Below are 24090 nucleotides of genomic sequence, written 5' to 3' on the forward strand. Positions count from 1 at the left end.
TAGGTGTTTGGACATCGCCATGCCATCGCGCCGCGCGGACGCGACGAGGGCGAGAAGCCCTTCTGGATCTCCTTCGCCGACCTGATGACGGCGCTGATGGTGCTGTTCCTTCTCGTCATGAGCGTCGCGCTGCTCGCCGTCACGAGGACGATCTCGGAGCGGGAGCGCCTCGAGAGCCAGAGGCAGGACGCCATCGAGCAACTGCTCGGACGCATCGAGAAGGCGGCCGAGCGCCAGCCGGGGGTTCATGTCGACCGGAACCGGGCGGTCATCGACTTCGGCGATCGCGCCCGCTTCGATACATCGAGCCATACGCTGAGCCCCGAACAGGAGCGGTTGCTGCGCGCGTTCGTCCCTGAGGTGCTCACGATCGCGCGGGATAAGGCGGGAAAGCGCTGGCTCAAGCGCATCGTCGTCGAGGGCTTCACCGACCGGCGCGGAAGCTACCTCTACAACCTCAATCTCAGCCTTCAGCGCAGTCAGCGGGTGCTATGCGCGCTGATGGCGAGGCCAGGTCCCGACGAACGGGCGATGTCCCGCTCCGAGCTGGAGGAGGTCCGTCGGCTGTTCCTCGTCGGCGGCTACTCGTCAAATTCGGCGCGAGAGTCACTCGATGCGAGCCGTCGGATCGAGCTTCGCCTCGAGTTCTTCGGAGTGGAGGAACCCGCCGCCTCAGAGGCAGCCGGCTACCAAGGCGAGTTCGGTCTATGCGCCCTCTGAGCCCGCGTTCGGTCAAGCTGGCCGAGCGGATGCGTGCGGTCGCAGAGGCGGCCCTCGGCAGCATGCCCGATCCCGATTTGGCCGAACTCAGATCCGAGATCCGTCAGCTCAAGGACATGCTAGGCGGCGCGGGCGCGGGTGCCGGAGCGGCGCCCGACCGCGTGCGCGAGCAGGTCTCGCTGTTCCGCCGGACCGGCACGCTGCCCGACGTCCGGGCGGCGCGCCTGGTTTGCTGGGGCACCACGCTCCGCGACGGGCGAGATCCCGCGCTGATCGAGGATCGCGAGCGATTTCCTGGTCTGATCGACGGCGTGGACGAGTTCCGCGACATGCGCCGACCCTACCGGCGCTGCTGGCGCGGCCTGCTGGACGGCTACGTCCGCTACGATCCGGGCGACGCGACCGAAGCAGGACGCCGCAACTGGACCATGCTGCGCGACTACCTGAACGCCAATCTGCCCTCGCTCGAGCGGTCGGGCAGCGTGCCCGATTGGCTGTCCACCATCGATGAGCACCCGAACCTGCTCGGGGAACGGCCCTGCGCTCGCTACGGAGCGGCGCTGCTCGAAGGCGATGCGAAGCTCCTGGAACCGCTCCGGCGCGACCTGTCGATGGGAGACTCCTCCTGGCTGACCAGGCGCATCTTCGAGGCCCAGATCGATGCCGCGGTCAACCACGACGACCGGGCACTGCGTCGGATCATGCCCAGATTGGTCGCTCTCCTCGCGGAGCACGACCTCCTGGCGGACGGCGCGCTTGTGCGTGTGCTCGACCGATGGGCGAGATGCCGCCCGCTCGAAGTGGAGGCGGAACTCCGAGATCTGTCGGTCGCTCGCTGGGGCAATCCCTGGCTGGAGCGCAACGACACGCAGTGGACGAGGGTCGAGGCGGAAACGCGCCAGATGGTCTCGTCCTGGCTCAAGCTGTCGCTGATCGAGAAATTCTTCTCGCTGCTGTCCGAGGACAAACTGAACGACCAGCGGCGGGTGGCATTCTGGAAGCGCTACGTCGACCGGATCGACGACATGCACTTCGCACTTGGCGAGGCGGCCTACACCAGCCCGAGCGCGGATTTCCGCGCACTGCGCAAGGCGATGGCGGGCAAGCTCCTGCGCCTCGACAACGGTGGCGTCGCCCGCAACAACGCCTTCATCATGCGCCTGGGTGGACACGTCGTGGTTGAGTTCGGCGAGCACGGCAATGCCATGTACGCCTTCGACGCGGCCTCTGCCCCTTTCGACCTCCGCCGTCCATCCATCTCGGGCAACAGAACGGCGCTGAAGCACCCGTCGCACGTGGCGCGCATCACGCACACCGACGGCGGCGAGAGGTGGGAGCGCAAGTTCGAGCGGAGGCTGGCAGAGGTGCTCGGCCGCGCCGGCAAGGCACCTACCGCCGCCCTTTCAACGGTATCCTCGCCGACAGCGGCTCCTCCGATCCGTCCCGCGCCGACCTCCATTCCGACCGTAGTCCCCCCCGTAGAAACCAAGCCGCAGGAAATGCGGCAAGCGGCCTCGGAGCCGCACGCCGTGCGAGACCTGCACGCCTTTCTCGCCGAGCACAGGGTTAAGTTCGCCGACCTGCGCGACAAGGGTGGCTCCCTCTGGGCATATGCGCCGGAGCGTGGCCCCGCCGCCGATGGCCTGCGGAGCCGCGGGTTCGCCTGGTCCGCCCGCCGGGGCGCCTGGTTCCTCAAGTCGTGATCTGGCGCCGGAGATCTTCGGCTTCGGCGCCGATCGCAGCAGCGTCGACCGAGGGCGAGCAACGCATTCGTGTAGAGCCGGAAGGATTGATCTTCCCGGCTGACGGCGTCCCACCTTCGATCGGGGTCGCCGCTGCGGCCCTGCTGGAGGAACTGGAGGACGAGGGGCTCGCCACCACCGTGGAGGGAGTTCGCCGCATCGGCTGGCGCGAGCTCTACACGATCCTCGACGACACGGTGCGGGCTGCGGACCTACCCGTCCTGAACCTTCCCGAGTCGGTTCTCGCCGTACCGCGTCTGGTCAGCAGGGGGTCGCTGACCGATACCGGCTTCGCCGTAGCGATCGATGGCTGGCTCGATGGCGACGGGCGCATAATCCACGGTGCGAGACTGCATGGCGGCGCGCTGGAGATCGAGGGCGTGCCGCACCTGCTGCCGCCCGCCGCTTGGCGGCTCGTGGATCGGGTCGCGGCCTTCGGCCGTCGCGGGCCCGACGAGCGGGGGGAGGGAGCGCAACGGCTCGCCTGGGGCGCGATACGCGCCGAGGCGCTTGCGGTCGGCGCGGCGCTCGACGACTTCCTCTTCCGCACGGTCGTGCTGACCCCCGACCGCCTCCAGATCGCACTCCGGCGGTCGGATCGCCTCGGGTTGGTCGAGGTCGAGCCCTGGTTCGAGGGAGCGCCCACGCACTGGCTCCAGGCCTTTGATCGCTCTGCTCAGGTCCGGGATCGCTACGATCTCGTCACGCCAGATGGCGTGGTCCAGGTCATGGTGTCGCCCGAGGTCGGGACGGTGCTGCGAGAGCTGAAGCGCATGCCTGGTCGCCGCCTCGCGGGCGAGCGCGCTCAGGCCTTCCTGGTCAATCCCATCGCAGCCCTCGGCCCGGATGCCGCCGAGGTCATCGACCAGGAGGCGTTCGAGGCGGCAAAGGAGGAGGCCGGCATCTCCTTCGACCGGTTCGCGGCGATCACACCCGAGACGCACGGTGACGGCGCGCTCGGGCTGCTGGTCACTTCCGGGACGGGCGAGCGCATCGAGACGAGCGAGATATCGCTGAGTGACGAGGACGCGCTTGAGTTTGTGGCGCGCGTCGAGGACCATGTCGCTCGTGGTCTGCAGCTTTGCGCGTGGGATGACTTCGAGTTCGAACTCGATGGCGACAGCGCACTGCACTGCGCGGCGCTGCGGCGCGCGGTCGGCCGACGTGCGGCGTCCGTGATCAGCCATGGGCAGATCTACGATCTCTCGGGCTACTCGGACCGTGTGGACGGCATCGGGGAGGAGCGGCCGTTCTACTCGCCCCACATCGCGCGCAAGAGCGACGATGCGGGCTGGTTTCCCGACAACCTCGTACCGATCATCGGCTGGAACGATCCGACTACCGGCGAGCCTGGGTCCGCACCACTGACCGACGAGCTGGCGGAGCGGCTGCGGAGCGATGTGGAGGAGGCCCGTCGGATTGGAGCCGGAGCCGTTAAGGTGCCGGGCTGCCCGGTGCCGATGCCGGTGCGCGAAGCCGAGGCGATCCTCAAGGCGTTCGGGCGCGTCCGCGTGGAGGCGGAGGCGGGCACGCTCGACCCCGCGCATGCGGCTCCGAGCCGGAAGCGGCCTACGCTCATCTTGAAGGCCAATATAGAGCAGGTCGACTATCGGGAGGAGCGGCTGGCCGCCATGTCGGCGCCACCCGGGCCACCACGCCTTCCCGCAGGTCTGCGCGAAGAGGTCCGCCTGAAGGACCATCAGCTGGAGGGGCTCGCATGGTTGCAGCACCTGTTCGGCCTAGCGCCCAACCGGTGCCGCGGCGCCCTGCTCGCCGACGACATGGGGCTAGGCAAGACACTTCAGATCCTCAGCCTTATGGCGCGCGCGAGGGAGGACGATCCCGCCACGCCTCCCGCGCTCGTCGTCGCGCCCCTCACTCTTCTCGAGAACTGGCGCGAGGAGGCCGAGAAGTTCCTGCGGCCTGGATCACTGAAGATCCTCACGGCCTACGGCGACACGCTGTCCGGGTTGAGGGTGGGCAAGTCGTCGGTCGACGAGCAGCTCCGTCGCGAGGGGCTTGTCCGTTTTCTTAGACCCGACTGGCGCGGCGACGCGGACGTGGTGTTGACGACGTACGAGACGCTGCGCGACCTGGAGTTCTCGTTCGCCCGTGAGCGCTGGTCCATCATGGTCTGCGACGAGGCGCAAAAGATCAAGAACCCCAACGCGTCCATGACCCGCGCGGCGAAAAAGCAGCAGGCCACGTTCAGGATCGCGTGCACCGGCACGCCCGTCGAGAACAGCCTGGTCGACCTCTGGTGCCTCTTCGATTTCGTGCAACCCGGACTGCTGGGCGCGCTGAACGAGTTCGGGAGCACCTACCGTCGGCCGATCGAGGCGGAGGGCGACGCCGACCGCGCGAAGCTGGAGGAGCTCAGGACGCTCATCGAGCCGCAGATCCTGCGACGCATGAAGTCGGAGGTCGCGGCCGATCTCAAGGCCAAGCTCGTGGACGAGGCGAGCCGACGCCTGCCGATGAGCATCCCGCAGAGGGGGCTCTATGTTGGCGCGATCGAGGGCTTTCGTCGTGAAGCAGGCCGGCCGGGCGCGCACCTTGGCCTGCTGCATCGGCTGCGGCTGATCTGCTCGGAGCCGGCCCAGGCGGAGGAGACCGGGTCGTATGACTCGATCGACGCCTATCGCGCCCGCTCGCCGAAGCTCGATTGGCTACTGTCTACGCTCGCTGCGGTCAGGGAGCGTCGCGAGAAGGTGATCGTCTTTTGCGAGTTCAAGGCCGTGCAGAGACTGCTGCGCCACTACATTCGCGAGGCGTTTGCGATCCCCGTCGATGTCATCAACGGCGATACGTCGGCGGCAGCTGGAGCGGCGGACAGCCGACAGAAGCGCATCCGGACCTTCCAGGAGGCACCAGGATTTGGTGTGATCATCCTGTCGCCTGTAGCGGTTGGCTTCGGCGTCAACATGCAGGCCGCCAACCACGTGATCCACTTCACCCGGACCTGGAACCCTGCGAAGGAGGACCAGGCTACCGATCGCGCATATCGTATAGGGCAGAGACGCGACGTATTCGTCTACTACCCGACGGTCGCTGCCGACGACTTCAAGACCTTCGATGTGAAGCTGGACGAACTGCTTGAACGCAAGCGGGCGTTGGCGGGCGACATGCTAAACGGAACCGGCGAGATCGGCGCAAAGGACTTCAACGTAGACGAGCTGCGACCGCATCCTGATCGGAACTGACCACGCGCTATTCTAACAAGTGCGATCGGGAAGCGCCGACCCGCCGAGGATACTGGTCGCGAAACGCCTCATAATTGAAACTGCGAGTGGCACTTAGGCTAGATCTTAAGCACCTGAACGAATGGCGGATCGTGGGCGGTCCCTCATTGAAGCTGAGTGGCTGGAAGTGGGTCCTCTTGATATCACGCGTCTTCGATGACGGTGCTGAGTAAGGTCAGGAACTCGCTCGCCGTAGCGCTCGGTGGGCGGTCGAGCAGATGCATCGCATGGACGTCGAAGGTCAAAGACGGCTTGAGCGAGCGCATTGCAAGGCCCGATGCCATCGAGGCTTCGGCGGTGAAATTGTCGACGACGGTCAGGCCGACGCCCGCGTTGACCAGCGCGGTGGCGATGTAGAAGGTCCGTGCGGAGGCCACTTCGTCGAGGTCGAGCGCGAGGCGGTCGAGTTCGGTGCTGAACAAATGTCCAATCGGTCCGCTGGCCGCCAGGGTGATAAAGGGCCGATCGACGAGTTGCGTTAGTTCCACGCGCGGCGGCGCATCGGGCATGTCCTGCTCCCGATAAAGGACGACGAGTTCGCCTTCGCCCAGCCAGATTTGACCGAGCGGGGCGCCGCGTGGAACCTCGGCGGCGATCGCGATGTCAGTTTCGCGTTCATAGAGCTTTCGCAACAGGTCATCGTGATGGACGGTCTGCAAGTCAAAGCGCACGTTCGGCCGGATCTTGAGGAAGCGTGCGACCGCCATCGGCAAAGCGCCCAGCGCCAGGCTGGGCAGCGCCGAGATGCGCAGCGTCGTGCCGGCGCCGGCCCGGAGATTGCGACCGGCTTCGCGCAGCGCACGGACGCGTTCCTGAATATGGGCGACATCACCGAAGAGCGTGTGGGCATCCTCCGTAGGAACGAGGCGGCTGGCACTACGCTGGAAGAGCTCGAAGCCGAGCAGCGTCTCCGCGTGGCGCAGCGTTTTCGAAACCGAGGGCTGTGAGATGTTGAGTGCGCGCGCCGCGGCGCTGACCGAGCCGTTCACGTACACTGCGTGAAAAATCTCGATATGGCGCAGGTTCATCATGCCTCTGTGTCAAGGCGGCACGGGTACAGGTCAAGCCGTCGCAAAGATCTCGGCATCGGCAACCGGTATAACCACAGGTTATGCGGCAGCGCAGCATTGGAACGCGCAGGCTGCGAAAGGGCGGATATGTTTCGGGAATGTGACCAAGAGGTTTCCGATGATCCGCAGTCCCTATCTATTATATCTGGGCCATTCCAATGACGAGGTCGGCATCAAGACCTCGCGCGGGCTCGCCGTGTTCCGCCCCGACGATTGCGTTGGCGAGTTCCGTCATGACGATTGCGCACTGACGCTTGGGCTGTCGCGCATGACACTGGAACAGGCGGTCGCGGCGGGGGCGAAGACGCTGGTGCTCGGCATCGCCAACGCCGGCGGCAAGCTGGGCGACGATCTGGTCGCCGATGCCATCGCCGCGATCGCGGCGGGGCTAGATGTCGCGTCGGGTTTGCACAACCGGCTGCGCGACGATCCGGCGCTGGTCGCGGTGGCGGAGGAGCATGGTCGCGCGCTGCACGACGTCCGAGACCCGCGACCCGACATCCCGATCGGCAACGGCAAGCGCCGCGCCGGCCGCCGCCTGCTGACCGTCGGCACCGATTGTTCGGTCGGCAAGATGTATGCGAGCCTGTGCCTGGAACGCGGCATGCGCGCACGCGGCCTGACCGCCGATTTCCGCGCGACCGGGCAGACCGGCATCCTGATCGCCGGCAGCGGCGTGCCGCTCGACGCGGTGATCGCCGACTTCATCTCCGGCGCGATCGAGCAGATTTCGCCGGCGCGCGAGGATGACGGCTGGGACCTGATCGAGGGGCAGGGGTCGCTGTTTCACCCGTCCTTCGCGGGCGTGTCGACGGGTCTGCTGCACGGTGCGCAACCCGACGCGCTGGTGCTGTGCCACGATCCGGTGCGCGACCATATGCGCGGGTTGCCGCATTACCCGTTGCCGGGGCTCAAGGAGACGCTGGAGGCCAACCTTGCGGTTGCGCGGCTCACCAACCCGGACGTGCGCGCAGTGGGCGTGGCGCTCAACACGTCGAAGCTCGCGCCCGAGGCGGCGAAACGGCTGTGTGCCGAAACCGAGGATGCGCTCGGTCTGCCCTGTACCGACCCCTATGCCATGGGCGTCGACTCCATTATCGATCGGATCACCGCATGTTTCGCACCCTCGCCGCGCGTCGCGACGCTTTCCCGCTAGCGACCCCGTTCCGCATCTCGCGCGGCGTGAAGTCGGTGGCGGATGTGGTGACGGTGGAAATCGCGAGCGCCGGCGTTTTCGGTCGGGGCGAGGGTGTGCCCTATGCGCGCTACGGTGAATCCGTCGACGGCGCGCTCGCGGAGATCGAAGGCGTGCGCGTTGCGATAGAAGGCGGCGCGACCCGTGACGAACTTCAGCAGCTCATGAGGCCGGGTGCCGCGCGCAATGCGGTCGACTGCGCGTTGTGGGACCTAGAGGCGAAGCGCGCGAGGCGCGCCGTCACCGACTTGCTGGGCCTGCCGCCGGTCGCAGCGACCGCCACCGCGATGACGGTCGGGCTCGACACGCCCGAGGTAATGCGCGTCGCGGCGCGCGCTTTGGCCGGTGTGCCGCTGATCAAGATCAAGGTCGACCGTAGCGACCCGGAAGCGCAGATCCGCGCGGTCCGCGATGCCGCGCCCGATCCGCGCATCATCGTCGACCCGAACGAGAGCTGGACCATCGCCGAGGTCGAGCGGCTGATGCCGTTGCTGGTCGATCTGCGCGTCGACCTGCTCGAACAGCCCCTGCCGGCGGAAGCGGACGACGCGCTGGAGGGGTTGACGCCGCCGGTGTCGATCGCCGCCGACGAATCCGCCCATGTCGCGGGCGACGTCGCGGCGCTCGCGCGGAAATATCAGGTCGTGAACATCAAGCTCGACAAGACCGGCGGGCTGACCGCCGCGCTGGCGCTGGCCGATGCGGCGCAGGCGGCGGGGCTGGGGCTGATGACCGGCAGCATGATCTGTTCGTCACTGTCGATCGCGCCCGCGCTGATCGTCGCGGCACGGTGCGGGTTCGTCGATCTCGACGGGCCGCTCTGGCTGTCCGCCGACTGGGCGGGCGGGGTGCGCGGGCTGGACGGCGTGCTCGCGCCGCCCGAGCCCGGTTTCTGGGGTACGGTGTAGCCCAAACAGTTTTCCATTTCGGAGGGGTTTTGCGATGACCAGAGCGAAGACATTGAAGGCGGCGCTCGCCTGCGCCACGGTCTCGATCGCCGCGGGCCTCGCCTGGGCGCCGGGCGGCGCGCAGGAGGCGGGGCCGGACCTCATCATCCAGGGCGGGACCGTCTATCCGGGCAATGCCGCGCCGTTTCGCGGCGACGTCGCCGTTCGCGGCGACCGCATCGTCTATGTCGGACCCAAGGCCCCGGTTGGCGCAAAAAAGGTGATCGACGCGACCGGCATGATCGTCTCGCCGGGGTTCATCGACACGCATACGCATATCGACGAGGCGCTGGCATCGGGCCTGCCGGCGGCGCGGCTGGTGCTGCCGTTCCTGACCCAGGGGGTCACCACCGCGTTCATCGGCGTCGACGGCAATGGCGATCCCGATATCGCCGCGACGTTCGGCACGGCGAAGAAAGCGGGCGGGGAGGGCGTTGCGGCGCTCGGGCAGAGCACGCGCGACTTCGGGGTGAATTTTGCGAGCTATGTGGGTCTGGGGCGGGTGCGCGCCGCGGTGATCGGCGATGCCGACCGCGCGGCGAGCGCCGCCGAACTGGCGAAGATGAAGAGTCTTGTGGCGGATGCGATGTGTGCGGGCGCGCTGGGGCTGTCGACGGGGCTGTTCTATGCTCCGCAGAGCTTCGCCAAGCGCGACGAGGTGGTCGCGCTGGCCGGCGTCGCGGGCGAGAAGGGCGGCATCTATGACAGCCATATCCGCGACGAATCGAGCTACACGATCGGGCTGAAGGGCGCGATCGACGAGGCGCTGACGATCGGGCGCGACGCGCATCTGCCGGTGCATATCGCGCATATCAAGGCGCTGGGCACCGACGTGCAGGGTCAGGCGCCCGCGATCATCGCGATGATCGAGTCGGCGCAGAAGGCGGGACAGGTCGTCCATGCCGATCAATATCCCTGGTCGGCGTCGGGCACCGGGTTGTCGGCGGCGCTGCTGCCGCGCTGGGCGCAGGATGGCGGGCGTTCCGCGTTGATGAAGCGGTTCGCCGACACCGCGACGATGGCGAAGATGCGTCCCGAGATCGTCGAAAATCTGCGTCGGCGCGGCGGGCCGTCCTCGCTGCTGCTGACCTCGGGCCCCGCCTGGGCCGAGGGCAAGACGCTGGAGGCGATTGCGAAGGAGCGCGGCGTCGATCCGGTCGACGCGGCGATCGCGGTGCTGAAGGAGCGCGAGGCCGGCGTCGCGTCGTTCAACCAGAGCGAGAATGACATCGCCGCATTCATGAAGCGTTCCTGGGTCGTGACCAGTTCGGATTCGTCACAGGGGCACCCGCGCTACTACGCGTCGTTCGCACGCAAATATGCGCTGTACGTGAAGCAGAAGCAGGTGATCGACCTGAAGACCTTCATCGCGCAAAGCAGCGCGACGACCGCGAAAATGTTCGGCCTGGAAGGGCGCGGGGAACTGAAGGTCGGGGCGTTCGCCGACGTGATCGCGTTCGATCCGAAGACCTTCGGTCCGCGCGCCGACTACACCCATCCCGCTCTGTTCTCGACCGGCATGCGCACGGTGGTCGTGAACGGGCAGGTTGCGATCGAGAATGGCGAACCGACCGGTGCGGCGGGCGGACGCCCGCTACCGCGCACACCCAAGCCAGGAAGCTGTCCGGCACGATAACGACACGGGGGGAGAGAGATGCGGCCGGCAACGACCGGCACAAGGCATCCTGATCATCACAAACAAGGGGACATATCATGACCGGATCACGGTGGATCGCGTCGACATCGGCGCTGGCGATCGCACTTGCGTGGAGCCCGCTGGCGCTTGCCCAGGACGCTACGCCCTCGGCGACGGCGCCGCAGACGGCCGAGCCCGCGCCGGACGCGGGGGCGGCCGAGATCACCGTGACCGGCACGCGCATTCAGCGGAACGGCTATAGCGCCCCCACCCCGCTGACGGTGCTGAGCAGCCAGGATATCGAGGCGACCGCGCCCGCCAACGTCGCCGATTTCGTTAATGACATTCCGTCGCTGGCGGGCAGCGTGACGCCGGCCAGTTCTAACCTGAACATCAGCGCGGGCACGGCGGGCGTGAACGCGCTCAACCTGCGCGCGCTCGGCACCGCGCGGACGCTGGTGCTGCTCGACGGGCAGCGATCGGTGGGCTCGACGCTGGGCGGGCTGGTCGACGTCAACACGTTTCCGCAAGGGCTGATCAAAAGCGTCGAGATCGTCACCGGCGGCGCCTCCGCCGCTTATGGCTCGGACGCGGTGTCGGGCGTGGTCAACTTCATCCTCGACAAGGAGTATTCGGGGCTGAAGGGCAATGCTGAATACGGCATCACCGATCGCGGCGACGCCGGCAGCTACCGGTTCAACCTGACCGCAGGCACTGGCTTTGCGGGCGGACGCGGCCACCTGTTGCTGAACGGCGAGCTGGCGGTGAAGGAGGGTCTGCACGGGGTACCCCGCGACTGGAACAACCAGGGCTGGTACATGATCAACAACCCAGCCTATGTCGCGGGGAACGGCCAGCCGGAGCGCCTGATCACGTCGGGTGCGGGGCTCAGCCAGGCGACACGCGGCGGCCTGATCACCAACACCGCGCTGCGCGGCACGCAGTTCGGGGTCGGCGGAGCCGTCAGCCAATATGATTTCGGAACCGTGCGCGATCCGTGGCAGATCGGCGGCGACTGGCAGTCGACGCAGGTCAACGGCTTCCAGTCGCTCGATCCGGAGGAGAACCGCAAAAGCGCGTTCGGGCGGCTGAGCTATGACGTCGCCGACTGGCTGAGCGTGTTCGGTCAGGCATCCTATGCCAAGTCGGACAATCTCGGCTGGCTGGGCGTGCAGCTCAACCAGGCGAACGTGACGATCCGGTCGGACAACGCCTTCATCCCGCAATCGGTGCGTACGCAACTCGCGGCTCAGGGCATCACCCAGTTCACGCTCGGCACCACCAATGCCGACCTGCCGATCCGCAAGAACGACACCGAGCGCGAATTGCAGCGCTATGTGATCGGCGCAAACGGGACGTTCGGACTGTTCGCCGGCAATGCGCGCTGGGACGCCTATTACCAGAAGGGCATCAGCAACACGCGGGAGATGGCGCGCCACATCACCAACAACGCGCGCCTGGCGCTTGCGCAGGACGCCGTGTTCGCGCCGGCCGGCAACGCGATCGGCGTCGCGGCGGGGACGATCGTGTGCCGGTCGACGCTGACCGCGCCGACCAACGGGTGCGTGCCGCTGAACCGGATGGGGATCGGCGTCGCGAGCCAGGCGGCGCTCGACTACGTGATCGGCAATCCGTTTCGCAAACAGAAGTTCGAGCAGGACGTGTTCGCGGCGAACCTGTCGTTCGACGCGTTTCGCCTGCCTGCCGGCGCGGTGTCGATCGCGATCGGCGGCGAGCATCGCCGCGAGAAGGTGACCGGCGAGGTATCAACCGAGTTCCAGACGGGCTGGTTCGTCGGCAATTTCCTGCCGACCTTCGGCAGCTACGACGTGACCGAAGGCTATGTCGAGGTGCTGGTACCGGTCATCAAGGGCCTCGACCTGAACGGCGCGGTGCGCGGGACCGACTATTCGACCTCCGGCTATGTGACGACGTGGAAGGCGGGGGTGACGTTCGAGCCGATTCCCGACATCCGGTTCCGCGCGACCAAGTCGCGCGACATCCGCGCTCCCAACCTGGGTGAACTGTACACGGCGGGATCGACGCGCATCAACGTGCTGATCGATTCGTCGCAGAACAACGCATCGGTGACCTTTGCGGGCACCACGCGCGGCAACCCGCTGCTCGAGCCCGAAAAGGCGGATCAGTGGGGCGTGGGTGTCGTGCTGCAACCCCGCTTCGTGCCGCGCTTCGCGCTTTCGGTCGATTATTACGACATCAAGATCAAGGGCGCGATCGGGTCGGTCGCGGCGCAAACCATCGTGGATCGCTGCAACGAAGGGGTCACGGCATTCTGCTCGGCGGTCGTGCGCGGTTCCAACGTGTTCGGCAACAATCTGCAGGTGTTCGAAAGCCCGTTCAACTTCGCGCAGCAGCGCGCGAAGGGCATCGACATCGAGAGCTCGTACCGGATAGCGGTGGGCGCCGGCAACGTGACCCTTCGGGCGATGGCGACGCGGTACATCAAGAATTACTTCAACAACGGCATCGATGCGCCGACCGACACGGTGGGGCAGAATTCGACCGGCGGCACGCCCAAATGGCTGTACCGGTTCCAGGCGGGGTACAGCAACGACGGGTTCGACCTGACGCTGATCGGGCGCGGGATCAGCGACGGGGTGTACGACAACAGCTTCGTCGAATGCACCAGCGCCTGCCCGGCATCGACCGTCACCAACCGGACGATCAACGACAACCATATTGACGGCGCCTTCTATCTCGACGCGACGATCGCGCAGGACATCGCGATGGGCGGACGCAGCATGCAACTGTTCCTCAACGCGACGAACCTGTTCGACAAGGACCCCCCGGTGGTGGCGCAGGGACCGGCAGGCAGCGCTTATGCGACGCCCGCCACCAACCAGTCGCTGTATGATCTGCTCGGGCGCACCTATCGCGTCGGCGTGCGGTTCAAGCTGTGAGGGCGGGGGTGATGAAGAGCCTATCGCTCCCTCTCGGTTTATGGCTGGCGGCGACGTCGCCGGCCTCGGCGCAGACCTATGACGTGCTCATCCGGGGCGGGACCGTCTATGACGGCGGCGAAACCCCCGGTCGCGTGACGGATGTCGCGATCAGGGGCGACCGCATCGTCCTGGTCGGGGCGGCGCCCAAGCGCGCGACGGCAAAGCGGACGGTCGATGCGACGGGACGGATCGTCGCGCCCGGTTTCATCGACCCTCATTCGCACGCGGGACCGACCATCGCGACCGCGAAACTGGCCGCCGCGCTGCCCATCCTGTACCAGGGCATCACGACATCGATGATCAACCCGGACGGCGGCGGCCCGGCCGATCTGACCGCGCAGATCGCCGCGATCCGCGCGGTGACGCCGGGGGTCAACGTCATTCCGCTGATCGGCCACAACGCGGTGCGCGGCGCGGTGATGGGCAATGCCGATCGCAAGGCGACGCCCGCCGAACAGGCGGCGATGGAGGCGCTGGTCGCGACTGCGATGCGGGCGGGTGCCTACGGCCTGTCCGACGGGCCGTTCTACATCCCCGCCAAATATTCCGACACCGCCGAGATCGTCGGGCTGGCCAAGGCGGCGGCGCGCTTTCCCCATGCCTTCTACACCAGTCACATCCGCGACGAGGGCAACTACAATGTCGGCGTCGTCGGCGCGGTGGACGAGGTGGTCACGGTTGCGCGGGAGGCGAAGATCCCGGGGATCGTGACGCATATCAAGGTGCTGGGGCCGCAGGTCTGGGGCAAGTCGGCCGACGTGATCGCCGACATTGAACGGGCGCGGGCGGACGGCGTGCAGGTCTGGGCGGATCAATATCCCTATGCGGCATCGGGATCGAGCCTCCAGGCCTCGCTCGTGCCCGGCTGGGCGCAGGAGGGCGGCCCCGAGGCGCTGGCCGCGCGGTTGAAGAACCCCGTCATGCGGGCGAAGATCCGCGCAGAGATGGTGCCCAATCTCGAACGGCGCGCGGGACCGCACGCGTTGATGATCCGGCATTTCGCCGCCGACCCGTCGCTCGACGGAAAGCGGCTGGACGAGATCGGGCGGGCGATGGGCAAGGATCCGCTCGACGCCGCGATCGACATGCTGATCCGCGGCGGCGCCCCGACTGTGTCGTTCAACATGAGCGAGGCCGATATCGAGGCGTTCATGAAACAGCCCTGGACGATGACCGTGACCGACGGCGCGTTGCCAGCGTTCGGCGAGGGATCGGAACATCCGCGCGCCTACGGTGCCTTCACCCGCAAGCTGAAGCGCTACGTCCTCGACAAGCCGGTGATCAGTATGCAGCAGGCTATCCACGCCGCGACCGGCCTTCCCGCGCGGGTCTTCGCGGTGCCCGACCGCGGCGTGCTGCGCGCGGGCGCGTTCGCCGACGTGATCGTTTTCGACCCCGCGACGGTCACCGATGTCGCGACCTATGAGCGACCGCACGCCTATTCTCGAGGCATGGACTATGTCTTCGTCAACGGCAACGCGGCGTTGGTCCGCGGTAAGGCGGTGCCCGAGCGGTTCGGTCGCGTGCTGTTGCGCACGCCGTGACTTCCGGACGAAAGGGCAACTGATGGCGCGGTGGTTTGCGATTCCCCTGTGGCAACGGGTGCTGGGCGGGCTGGCGCTCGGGCTGCTATTGGCGCTGGTTTGGCCGGCGGCGGCGCCGAAGGTTGCGTTCCTCGGTGACCTGTTCATACGTGCGATCCGGATGCTGGTCGCGCCGATCGTGTTGGTGACGATCGCGTCAGGGATCACAACGCTCGCCGACCCGAAGCGGCTCGGGGCGCTCGGCGGTCGCGCGGTCGGGCTGTTCGCGGCGATGACGGCGATCGCTGTCTGTGTGGGGATGGCGGTGGCGGTGGCGATTCAACCGGGCAAAGGCGCGCTGCTGGGCACCGCGGTGCCTAAAGCTCTTGGCGCGCCTGTACCCCTCTACGACCAACTCGTCGGCATCGTGCCGCTCAATATCGTCGAGGCGCTGGCAAAGGGCGACATGCTGGCCCTGATCTTTGTCGCGATCCTGGTCGGGGTGGGCACCGTGTTGACGGGCGAGGCAGGCAAGCCGTTCGCGGCAGTGCTGCAATCGCTGTCCGCCATATTGTTGAAGATCGTCGGGCTCGTGATGGAACTCACGCCGTTCGGGGTATTCGCGCTGATCGCAAATGCGGTCGCGACCAACGGCACCGGGGTGTTCCTGCACGTCGGGTGGCTGGCGCTGAGTGTCGTGATAGCGTCGCTCCTGCAGATCCTCGTCGTGCACGCTGTGATGCTGAAACTGGTCGCGCGGGTGCCGGTGTTGCCGTTCTTTCGCGGGATCGTCGATGCGCTGGTCGTGGCCTTCTCGACCGCGTCCTCGTCGGCGACGCTGCCGGTCGCGATGAAGGTCGCGGAGCGCAATCTGGGGATCGGACGATCGGTCTATTCGACCGTGCTGCCGCTGGGGGCGAGCATCGGCAAGGACGGGACCGCGATGTATGTCGGGCTGCTGAGCGTCTTCAGCCTTCAGGCGTTCGCCGTGCCGATCGACGCGGGCGTGCTGGCGATCGTGCTGCTGACCGGCGCGCTGGCGGCGTTCGGCACCGCGCCGGTGCCCTCCGCCTCGCTGTTCATGCTGGCGGCGGTGCTGTCGGCGGTCGGCGTCGCGCCGGAACAGACCGCGCTGGTCGTGGGGTTCGTGCTGCCCTTTGACCGGCTGCTCGACATGACCCGCACGGTGCCAAGCGCGAGCGCGAACCTGATGGTCACGACGGTCGTCGGTCAATGGGAAGGTGAGTTGGATCGGACGTCGTGCGAAGGCACTAGACTTTCAAGTTCGTAGCTGAAGCCGCGTCGAAGCAACCTAGAGGCGTGCCGCGCCTAATGCACCCTCAAAGGGCCGCTTGTTGAAGTGGGTCATGCTCCCGTCACCTAAAGCAGCTAATTCGTTTCGACCCACTTTCTGCCTTCCGACGCCGGGACGACCTCCGTTTATGCCGAGATGAACGAGCGTCTGAACTTGAAAAGCATAAAATCATCTGGGAACGGCGACTTGTGGGTCGTCGTGGTGCTTTGCGACTTCGGATCGGCCTAACCCATTGAGGTGCTGGTTGCAGCGCCGCCGCACGGCCCGCTACGATGCCCTACTCGTACAGCACGCCCAACACGCGGCGCGCTGATGCCATAACAGGGGTGCTTGCCACGTCATCGATTGTCTCGGTCGCGATTACGATCGACGAACCCAAGCCGCCGATGGTTTCGAACTGACGAAGGTGAGCGAGGCCGCCGCCAAGGCGGGCACCAACCCGTTTGAGTACGCTGGTTCCGTCGTTGAGCGTAACCGCAACGAGCTTGCCCTCCCAAGCGCTGAGGTCGTTAGGGCTTAGCTCGGCGCCGCCCAGAATGACTTGACCCGGTAATGCCAGTGGGATCGCGCTGTCTTCGCGGACACGATAGGCGACCTCGATTCGCGTCAACTCGGGCGCAGCATCGACCGGCGTCGCCTCGCCGCCGCCGACCGGCGGGGGCATGTCGGTGAAGATCGCCCCGACGATCCGGTATAGGCGCACCTTGCTCTCGTCATAGGTCATCGTTGGGCGCGGGGTTCGTGGATCGGGCGTCTCCGCCGCGAGCGAGATGCCGAGCGAGCCGGGCGCCTTGACCAACCGGCGCGCCAAGACGTTGCCCTGATGCCGGGCGATCACAAGGTTGCGATCGCGACCGGGATAGGGTTCGGCATCAACAACGGCGATCGCGCCGGACGGGATGGAGAAGCCCAGCGTTTCGCCGCGGACGTAGAACAACGCTTTGCCGTCGAACCAGTCGCCATCGAGTTGTTCGCTGGCGGTATCCTGCGAACCGCCCGCCGGCATCGCGCCGGCGAAGGCGGCAATGTCGGGGCAGATCGGAACCGAGAAGCCCGGTCGAGCCATGACTGGCAGCAGCACTATGTTGGTGTCGGTTGGATCGGTCGCCGAGAGTGGTTCGCGCCAGCGGTGAAGGCGAAACTGCTCGTGGACCTTCTCGACACCGGTGCGCAGACGCACGAACGCCGGCTCGACGTCCTTCACGTCCATATAGGTGATCGACGTCCGGTCCTGATGATGCGCCTTGTTGAGGATACGGCGCGGGGCCGCGCCATCGGCGAGCCCGGGATCGTCGGCGAAGCGCTTGAGGACCGGGTTGTTGAACAGCTCACCACTGCTGGCGGCGATCAGCGCGCGCAGCCGGTCGAGCAGCTGGAACAGCGTCAGCGCCTGGGTCGAGGTGGCGTGCGCCGGCTCCGCCAGATCGTCGAACAGGTCGCCCAGGCGTCCCTCGATGAACACGCGCAGGTCGGAGGCATAGTTCTGCGCGTCGATCGCCGAATCGAGATTGGCGACGAACGCCTGCCGACGCCGATCGACTTCCTCGATGGTCGGCGACAGGCTCAGCGTTGGATGCACGAAGTTCACCGCATGGACTGACAGGTGCTGGACGCGATCGTCGGCGCGGTTCTCGGCGACGAGCGACCGGGCGAACCTGCGATCATGGGTGGTGACGAACAGCTGCGCGCCCGCCGCGGCGACGGCGGCCAGCCCGTGCGCGAGCCGCTGGCGGTTATCGTGATCGAGCAGTTCCTGCGGATCATCCAGCACGAGCAACTCCAGTCCGCCGCGGGTGGCGAGAACGTGCTCGCGGAAGGCGAGAAAGAAGCCGAGCAGCGCACCGCGCAGCGCCGACGCGTTGGAAATGTGCTGCGCCGGCGCGGTCACGCCGTCCCGGCCGACCTTGAGGTCGAGCACACCGCGCGCATTCATCCCGGTGCCCGCCAGGTCGGGCGCGAAGGTCGTGGCGTTGCGATAGATCGCACGGCGCCAGTGCTCGGACCGGTTGTGCAGCTTGCGACGTAGCGTATCGACTTGCTTCTGCGCGAGCCCACCGAGGGGAACGAGCACGTTAAGCGCGGCAGAGGCGCGCCCACAGGCCGCGATCCGCTCCTTCTTCGCGGCATGAGCCACGCGCGCAGCTTCCAGTCGCCGCACCTGCTCGATCGCGGAGTTGAGCGGGGCGACGCCCTCGACGATCCGCAGCAGTGACGTCAGCCGCCGTCCGATTGCGCGCGGCGCATCGGCGTCGCCATCATCACCGCGCCGGACCGCCTGCAGAAATGCCTTGAGCGGTTCGCTGGCCGCTTTGCGCCACTCCGCGAACGCCAGCGCGCGGTAGATGCGCTTGATCATCTGCTGAAGACCGGCGACCGACTTTCCCAAGGCGACAGGCAATGAACGATCTGCGGGTTCGGTGAATTCGGGCAGGCCGGCGAGCCGTTTGTCGATCAGCTTCTCGGCATCGGGTCGGAGCGCGACCAGCGCGCCCTGAAACGGGTCGCTGGCGAACAGCTCATCGGCGAGCCCGGTTCGAAGCAGCGCGGCGGGGCCGGCGGGCAGGTCGCCGCGTGCTTCCCTCGCGATTGCCGGCGGCAGCGCCTGCAGCAGATGTCCGACCCAATGCCCCGCCCAGTCGGCGATCGTCCTGGCGATCACCTGACGGTCACGGGCCGCCTCGATAAGGTGATCGACGACGGGTTCCCCCGAGACCGGATCGCATGCGCCATGCAACTGGCCGACGCAGACCGGACAGGTGCCGTCATCGACATGCGCGTGATCGTGCATCCATGCTGAGACCTTGGCGTAAAGCTGAGCACGGCGGGCGCGGTCGGGATTGGTGGCCAACTGCGCGAGTGTGGCGGCCTCCGCTTCCACCTGCGTCAGCAAGGCGACGATGTCGGCCACCTCGGCGGCGTCCACGTTCAGGGCGGACAGGCGAGCAATCGACGGCAGTTCACCCGCCGTCCGCAACCGCTCGATCGCCGGAGCGATGCTGGCCTCAAGGTTGTCGCGCGCTTGCTTGTTCTCGGGATCGAATGCTTCGCCGAGCACGCCCTGCGCCTCGCTCAACGCCGTTGCCTTCATGTCGGCAAAATGGGCGGAGAGCTCGGCGATACTATCCGCGGCCTTCTCGCCGTCGACCGCAGGCACGTCGCCCTCGAACGAGATCGTCGGCGTCTCGACGATGATACCGGCGAGGTCGTCGGCCGCCTGCTGGTATCGCCCGGCGATCTCGCCCCGCTGCTTCTCGATCTCGGGCGTCGCGGTCTTGGTGATCCGCGTCGACATCTTTTCGGCGTGCCGGGCAAGATCCACCAGATCGGCAAGCCCCGTCAGCCGTGCGACCGCCTCACCGAACTGTGACGCCGAGCCGACCGAGAGGAACGGGAGCAAGGCCGGCATCGTGGTCGCGATCCGCCAGGCGATGGGATCGATGCCAACTACGTCGAGGTCTGGCGCGGCCTCGTTGAGTTTTCCGCGCGGAGACCGGCTCTGGCTGCGGCGCAGCGGCGGCAGCATCGCGCCGTCCGCGTCAGCAAAGGTCAGCTCAACCCAGCTGTCGGCGGGGATCGCCTCGCCATTAGGAGGCAACTCCGCGGACTTCGGCGGCAAGGGCGTGATCGCCGACATCGGATGAGTAGTGGTCGTGTTGTCGTCGCGTGCGATCTCGCACGCGAAATCCAACGGTCCTTCCTCAGGTGGACGCTGCGACCGAATCAGGTGACCGGTCAGGCACCAGATGATCGCATTGACGATCGAGGTCTTGCCCGAGCCGTTCACACCTTCCAACAGGATGACCGGCTTGCCCGGCTCAAACACGAAGGACGCAGGCGGCGCACTCGGCCGGCCATAGGCGTGGAGGCCGGCGAAGCGGTGCGCCTCGACCTTGACCAGCCGCAGCAGCTTGTTCGTTCGTGCCGTGCCATTCTTGGCTTCCGCCTCGGTAGTCGGGGGCGGCGCGCCGATCACGTCGATGATTGCATCTGTGTCCGCCGCCGACAGGTTGCCAGCCCACTTTCCGCGGTTAAGGCGATACCAGTCGAGCACCGCGCGCGCATCGTCGGATGCCAATGCCAGCTGCTCGCCGTTGCCTAGCGCCACCGGGCGCCCGCCGATCAGGTCGGCGAGCAAGGCGTTGGTAATCAGCAGATGGATGTCGCGCGGTGCGCCGGTATCGTCGGCCATGATGTCCCCTTAGTCCGGAGCATTCTCGACCCTAAATTACCGCCCGTCTAGCAGATCAGACCAGACCGGCTCGCACGTGCTTCTGCCTGAGAGTAGACCTTCGATTGGGTCGAGCGAAATGGCAGCGAAGTCTCAATCCCAGCGGACCAGCGCGGCCGTTGGTGCCCCGGAGAGGCTCCAAACACAATGTGAACAGACGACCGCTTTCGGGAAACGTGAATTTTGCTGTGAGCGACCGGACATGGGTCGCTGCCGCCACACCGGCTGTCCCCCAGGAAACGGGTGTGGCGACCACCGCCATCGCCCCAGCTAGTTGTCCCACACTGGTTGATGGTGACCGGCGCCTTATCGAATGCAGAATTTTTGCTTCAACTCCGCGACTAACGCCTGGTAGCGAAGCTCCGCCATCGGATCCCGCTTGTTTGGCGAAGCGTTCCAGTAGTTCGGCGGTACGTCGTAATCATCGCGGAACGGATCGCCGCCTTCAGGCGGATTGTACCAGCCGAAGCCCATCGAACGATCATTGTCCGCGATGCAATCGCAGTCGAAAGCTAGCGACGGGAACGCCTCCGCGATCCTCTCGAACTCCCGCGTCGGGAACCACATGAGGGTGTCGAAGGCGAAGCGATAATGCCCCGCTGACTTGGTAGCCCGCTGTCGAAAGTTCCATGTGTCAATCCGGCTCCCGACAAGCCCCACCATGACGATTGCCTCTTCGTCTAACTCGGAGTCCTGGCAGTTTTGTCGGTATACCGGCACCGGGTCGAAGCACGTGGCCTTGAAGCGCTCGATCTCCGCCGGCGAGCCGTAGACGTCGACGCTGTTCCACATCTCGTCGCAGAAGATCATGGTTTCTCTTCCAGCAGGATCTTGGCGACTGCGGCGAGCTGCTCCGCGCTGAGCGATTTCCAATGATGGTACGTCGCCCCGTAAATGGTGTGGAGCCGATCGGCAGCCGTCGCCACGTCGGTGTACAGACCGTTTCTGCGGTGTTCGCCTTTAGCTGCCTTCACCTCTCGACTGCGTTTCTCCTCCATCTCGAGTTCGGTCGTTGCGAAGTCCCGTGATACGATAGCCGCCATGAGGAGCGGCGCGAGACGCTGAATGGCAGTCTCGTTCTCGAGAATGAGCGCCCGCAGCGCTTGCTTACGAACGCCCGGATAAGCGGTCGTAAGTCGCAGACTGTTGAGCCGCTGCGCGGGGCTGTCGCCTCGCTGCGTGTCGATGATGCCTGCGTGCTTGCGAACGAGCGTGACAAGCCGCGCCTGAACGGCTTCGAAGTCTTCGTCATAAGCGTCGATGATCGACGTCGCGCCACTGGCGTCGGCTTCGAATTCGTTCTTCATCGCGTCCAACAGAACGCGACCTAGACTCTGCATGTTCATGATGTCCTCCAGAAACGATTGTGTTTTGAAGGAAGGGATCAGGAGGCTTGCCAGCCCGCGGGAGGTCGTAAGGTCATCCGCGACGAGGCTGCAATGAATAATGCTGCGCCGATGGGGCGTGTGTCACGACTGATCGCATCCGCCCGCCGCAGCGCTAGCGGATACTCGCGCAATAACGCCTCAAGGGTGAGACCAAGAAGAACGGAGAGGATTGCAGCCACGGCTCATAACTTACGATCGCTGCTTTGCTCTTGCAATATCCCCCTCAGTTATCGCCGGGCATTTGCGTATTCGCGTTCCACGCGGCAGCCGAACTCGCCTGCCTGATTGCTGACCAATCGACGAAGCTCCAGTCGATCTGGTGCAGAAACTTGCTGAGGGCAGGGAGTCGTACTCCCGAGCCGTACCGTCCGCCGATCGTGGTCGGCGCGTGACCGGTGATCTGGTCAGCGACCCGGTCGGTGATCCCTGCCTCTAGCGCGAAGTCCTTGAACTGGTGTCGGAAGCTGTGAAAGCGGAGGCGCCGGTCCTTGGACACGAACTTGTCGATTAGTCGGTTGCTCGCGCGTGAGGCTTCCTTCGTCCGCTTGCCGAAGCGTCCCGGCGTGAGGTCGGGAAAGAGCTGGACCTCGCCTGCATCACGCAGCATCGACGCATAGCGCTGAAAGCCCAGCGTCTTCAGGTTGTCGTGAACGGGAATGACGCGCCGGGAGTTTGCGTTCTTGACCGACTTGGCGACATCCTCAGCCTCGTCGTCGGTCACGTAGTCATCCACGTCGATGTAGATGACGTCACCATCGACCTTCACGTCTGTGAGGAGTGCCTGTCCGAGCTCCTCGATGCGGGCACCGGTGGTCAGCGCGAGGAGGAAGAGCCAGTACAGCGTCCGGCTCGACACCTTGCGATCGCGTCGCCAAGTGGACAGGTCCGTGAAGAGCGGAGCGGCGAACAGTCGTGCGATCTCGGTCTCGTCGAGGCTGTTCGGCTTGAGCCCGCCGGTCTTGGAATAGCCCTCGATCTGGATGCCGATCCCCACGTTAGCAGCGATCCACTTCTGCTTGAAAGCGAAGGCGAGGAACGCCTGGATCGCGCCGACGCGCTTCTTCAGCGTCGGTGGCTTCACCTTCGGGAACGTCGTCTCGTGTTTCGCGACCCGGCGGGTGAAGGGGAGGGCGCGGTCGACCCGAGGCATGGAGCGGGGCAGCTTGAGCGCTTCGTCGCGATAGTCGAGGAGATCTTCCGGTGTGACCTCGGCCGCGCGGACGTCGCCGAACATCTCGATGAAGTCGTTGAGCGATTGCTCGAACTCGTGCGTGGTCTGCTCGGAGGGTTGAAGCGCGGTCTTCCAGAAGCCGAACAGCTCCGTCATGCGCATTTCGGGACGCAGCCTCGAGCCGGGCGGACGCGATCGGCGTTCACGTGGCTGTGACACGGGCTGGTCGTAGAAGAAGCTGGCGATCGCGTCGGGCAGCGTCCGCGGAAGCTGCGACGCCGGCATGCCGCTGAAGCGGGCGATTTGGGCAGCGACGCGGTCAATCTGGCGGCTTCTCGCATCCGCTGCGAACGAATTGTCGTGCCAGTGCCAGATTGTGCCGGGCGGATGCTGCTGTACGGGTCGCCGGCCGTTCCAGACACGGTACATCGCCGCGTTGTTGGTCAGGTCCCACCAGCTGTCTTCGTCAGCCGGCTGCGGAAACGACATGCCGTTCTCCGTTTCGTTCCACAGGCCGCGGTCGACCTCGATACGCGCGAGTTCCAGCCGCTCGGCGCCGTCGAGTCCACCTTCCATGAACTCCGGCGCATGGAAGTAGGCGAGCACCAGCTGCTCGGCCTGATCCTGCAAGGACGGTCCGGCACTGCCGGTCTTGCGCAGTCGGCGCCGCGCCTCTTCAAATTGCCGCTCCAGCTTGGCGTTGGCTTCGAGGAAAAGAATAGCGGCTTTGGCGACGTCCTTGGTCCGCAGCGACTGCTTCTCCAACGCCTTGCCGCCGAACGCGGGCCGGAGCTCCTTCGGGATCTGCCGTCGAAGGTAATAGACCCCGGTCTCGGGGTGGAGCCACGGCGTCGCCATCTGCACCATTTTCCTGCCTCGCTGTACCATATCGCTGTACCAGCAAGCAGGCAAATTCGGCGGAATAGCGCATTTCCGGGCATCTTAGCCCA

14 protein-coding genes are annotated in these 24090 nt (G+C 66.1%); 9 read left to right on the forward strand and 5 right to left on the reverse strand.

Annotated elements, in window-relative coordinates; translation table 11 throughout:
* Window positions 1-3 precede the first annotated feature (3 nt).
* From EDF69_RS09120 to EDF69_RS19890, 3 genes are read left to right on the forward strand one after another with little or no spacing between them, the layout of a single operon-like run.
* Window positions 4-720, forward strand: a complete 717-nt coding sequence (locus tag EDF69_RS09120) for an OmpA/MotB family protein (RefSeq protein WP_339538112.1) — start codon at window positions 4-6, stop codon at window positions 718-720.
* Window positions 708-2423, forward strand: a complete 1716-nt coding sequence (locus EDF69_RS09125; RefSeq protein ID WP_132883558.1) for an EH signature domain-containing protein — start codon at window positions 708-710, stop codon at window positions 2421-2423. Before EDF69_RS09120 ends, EDF69_RS09125 begins: the two co-directional genes overlap by 13 nt.
* Entirely contained in the window at window positions 2420-5665 is a 3246-nt protein-coding gene (locus EDF69_RS19890) for an SNF2-related protein (protein WP_204991351.1), read from the forward strand. Before EDF69_RS09125 ends, EDF69_RS19890 begins: the two co-directional genes overlap by 4 nt.
* Before the next feature lie 182 nt (window positions 5666-5847).
* Here EDF69_RS19890 and EDF69_RS09135 read toward each other — a convergent pair whose 3' ends face one another.
* Complete coding sequence (locus EDF69_RS09135; protein ID WP_132883617.1) at window positions 5848-6732, reverse strand: LysR family transcriptional regulator; 885 nt, start codon at window positions 6730-6732, stop codon at window positions 5848-5850.
* Window positions 6733-6892: 160 nt separating this feature from the next.
* Here EDF69_RS09135 and dgcN point away from each other — a divergent pair, with 160 nt between their 5' ends.
* The 6 genes from dgcN to EDF69_RS09165 all read left to right on the forward strand — a co-directional run bounded on the left by dgcN (window position 6893) and on the right by EDF69_RS09165 (window position 16329).
* Window positions 6893-7930, forward strand: coding sequence for an N-acetyltransferase DgcN (gene dgcN / locus EDF69_RS09140; protein WP_132883556.1), 1038 nt, complete (start codon window positions 6893-6895; stop codon window positions 7928-7930).
* Window positions 7888-8877: an N-acetyl-D-Glu racemase DgcA gene (dgcA, locus tag EDF69_RS09145; RefSeq protein WP_132883555.1), complete on the forward strand. Its 990-nt coding sequence runs from the start codon at window positions 7888-7890 to the stop codon at window positions 8875-8877. The genes dgcN and dgcA overlap by 43 nt, the downstream gene beginning before the upstream one ends.
* A gap of 34 nt (window positions 8878-8911) precedes the next feature.
* The gene (locus EDF69_RS09150) at window positions 8912-10552 is read left to right on the forward strand and encodes an N-acyl-D-amino-acid deacylase family protein (protein WP_132883554.1); all 1641 of its coding nucleotides are present in this window, start codon (window positions 8912-8914) and stop codon (window positions 10550-10552) included.
* A 77-nt stretch (window positions 10553-10629) separates the two neighbouring features.
* A complete protein-coding gene (locus tag EDF69_RS09155; RefSeq protein ID WP_132883553.1) occupies window positions 10630-13473 on the forward strand; it encodes a TonB-dependent receptor plug domain-containing protein in 2844 nt (947 codons plus the stop codon).
* 11 nt (window positions 13474-13484) lie between these two features.
* On the forward strand, window positions 13485-15059 hold the full coding sequence (locus EDF69_RS09160) for an N-acyl-D-amino-acid deacylase family protein (protein WP_132883552.1): 1575 nt from the start codon (window positions 13485-13487) through the stop codon (window positions 15057-15059).
* Between the two features lie 22 nt (window positions 15060-15081).
* Complete coding sequence (locus EDF69_RS09165; protein ID WP_132883616.1) at window positions 15082-16329, forward strand: dicarboxylate/amino acid:cation symporter; 1248 nt, start codon at window positions 15082-15084, stop codon at window positions 16327-16329.
* A 301-nt stretch (window positions 16330-16630) separates the two neighbouring features.
* On the opposite strand, the gene EDF69_RS09170 is transcribed toward EDF69_RS09165, so the two are convergent.
* The 4 genes from EDF69_RS09170 to EDF69_RS09185 form a co-directional block, all read right to left on the reverse strand.
* Window positions 16631-20542: an AAA family ATPase gene (locus tag EDF69_RS09170; RefSeq protein WP_132883551.1), complete on the reverse strand. Its 3912-nt coding sequence runs from the start codon at window positions 20540-20542 to the stop codon at window positions 16631-16633.
* 345 nt (window positions 20543-20887) lie between these two features.
* The gene (locus EDF69_RS09175; RefSeq protein ID WP_132883550.1) at window positions 20888-21391 is read right to left on the reverse strand and encodes a hypothetical protein; all 504 of its coding nucleotides are present in this window, start codon (window positions 21389-21391) and stop codon (window positions 20888-20890) included.
* Window positions 21388-21927, reverse strand: a complete 540-nt coding sequence (locus EDF69_RS09180; protein ID WP_132883549.1) for a hypothetical protein — start codon at window positions 21925-21927, stop codon at window positions 21388-21390. Before EDF69_RS09180 ends, EDF69_RS09175 begins: the two co-directional genes overlap by 4 nt.
* 265 nt (window positions 21928-22192) lie before the next feature.
* Entirely contained in the window at window positions 22193-24007 is a 1815-nt protein-coding gene (locus tag EDF69_RS09185) for a DUF6538 domain-containing protein (RefSeq protein WP_239555401.1), read from the reverse strand.
* Window positions 24008-24090: the final 83 nt, after the last annotated feature.

It is taken from the genome of Sphingomonas sp. JUb134, assembly GCF_004341505.2.
GTDB lineage: Bacteria > Pseudomonadota > Alphaproteobacteria > Sphingomonadales > Sphingomonadaceae > Sphingomonas.

Excerpts from the sequence above, each read along its gene's own strand:
- EDF69_RS09185 (WP_239555401.1), bottom strand. The coding sequence starts at position 24,007 with ATGGTGCAGATGGCGACGCCGTGGCTCCACCCCGAGACCGGGGTCTAT.
- EDF69_RS09125 (WP_132883558.1), top strand. The coding sequence starts at position 708 with ATGCGCCCTCTGAGCCCGCGTTCGGTCAAGCTGGCCGAGCGGATGCGT.
- EDF69_RS09180 (WP_132883549.1), bottom strand. The coding sequence starts at position 21,927 with ATGAACATGCAGAGTCTAGGTCGCGTTCTGTTGGACGCGATGAAGAAC.
- EDF69_RS09155 (WP_132883553.1), top strand. The coding sequence starts at position 10,630 with ATGACCGGATCACGGTGGATCGCGTCGACATCGGCGCTGGCGATCGCA.
- dgcA (WP_132883555.1), top strand. The coding sequence starts at position 7,888 with ATGTTTCGCACCCTCGCCGCGCGTCGCGACGCTTTCCCGCTAGCGACC.
- EDF69_RS09175 (WP_132883550.1), bottom strand. The coding sequence starts at position 21,391 with ATGATCTTCTGCGACGAGATGTGGAACAGCGTCGACGTCTACGGCTCG.
- EDF69_RS09150 (WP_132883554.1), top strand. The coding sequence starts at position 8,912 with ATGACCAGAGCGAAGACATTGAAGGCGGCGCTCGCCTGCGCCACGGTC.
- EDF69_RS09135 (WP_132883617.1), bottom strand. The coding sequence starts at position 6,732 with ATGAACCTGCGCCATATCGAGATTTTTCACGCAGTGTACGTGAACGGC.
- EDF69_RS09165 (WP_132883616.1), top strand. The coding sequence starts at position 15,082 with ATGGCGCGGTGGTTTGCGATTCCCCTGTGGCAACGGGTGCTGGGCGGG.
- EDF69_RS09160 (WP_132883552.1), top strand. The coding sequence starts at position 13,485 with ATGAAGAGCCTATCGCTCCCTCTCGGTTTATGGCTGGCGGCGACGTCG.
- dgcN (WP_132883556.1), top strand. The coding sequence starts at position 6,893 with ATGATCCGCAGTCCCTATCTATTATATCTGGGCCATTCCAATGACGAG.
- EDF69_RS09170 (WP_132883551.1), bottom strand. The coding sequence starts at position 20,542 with ATGGCCGACGATACCGGCGCACCGCGCGACATCCATCTGCTGATTACC.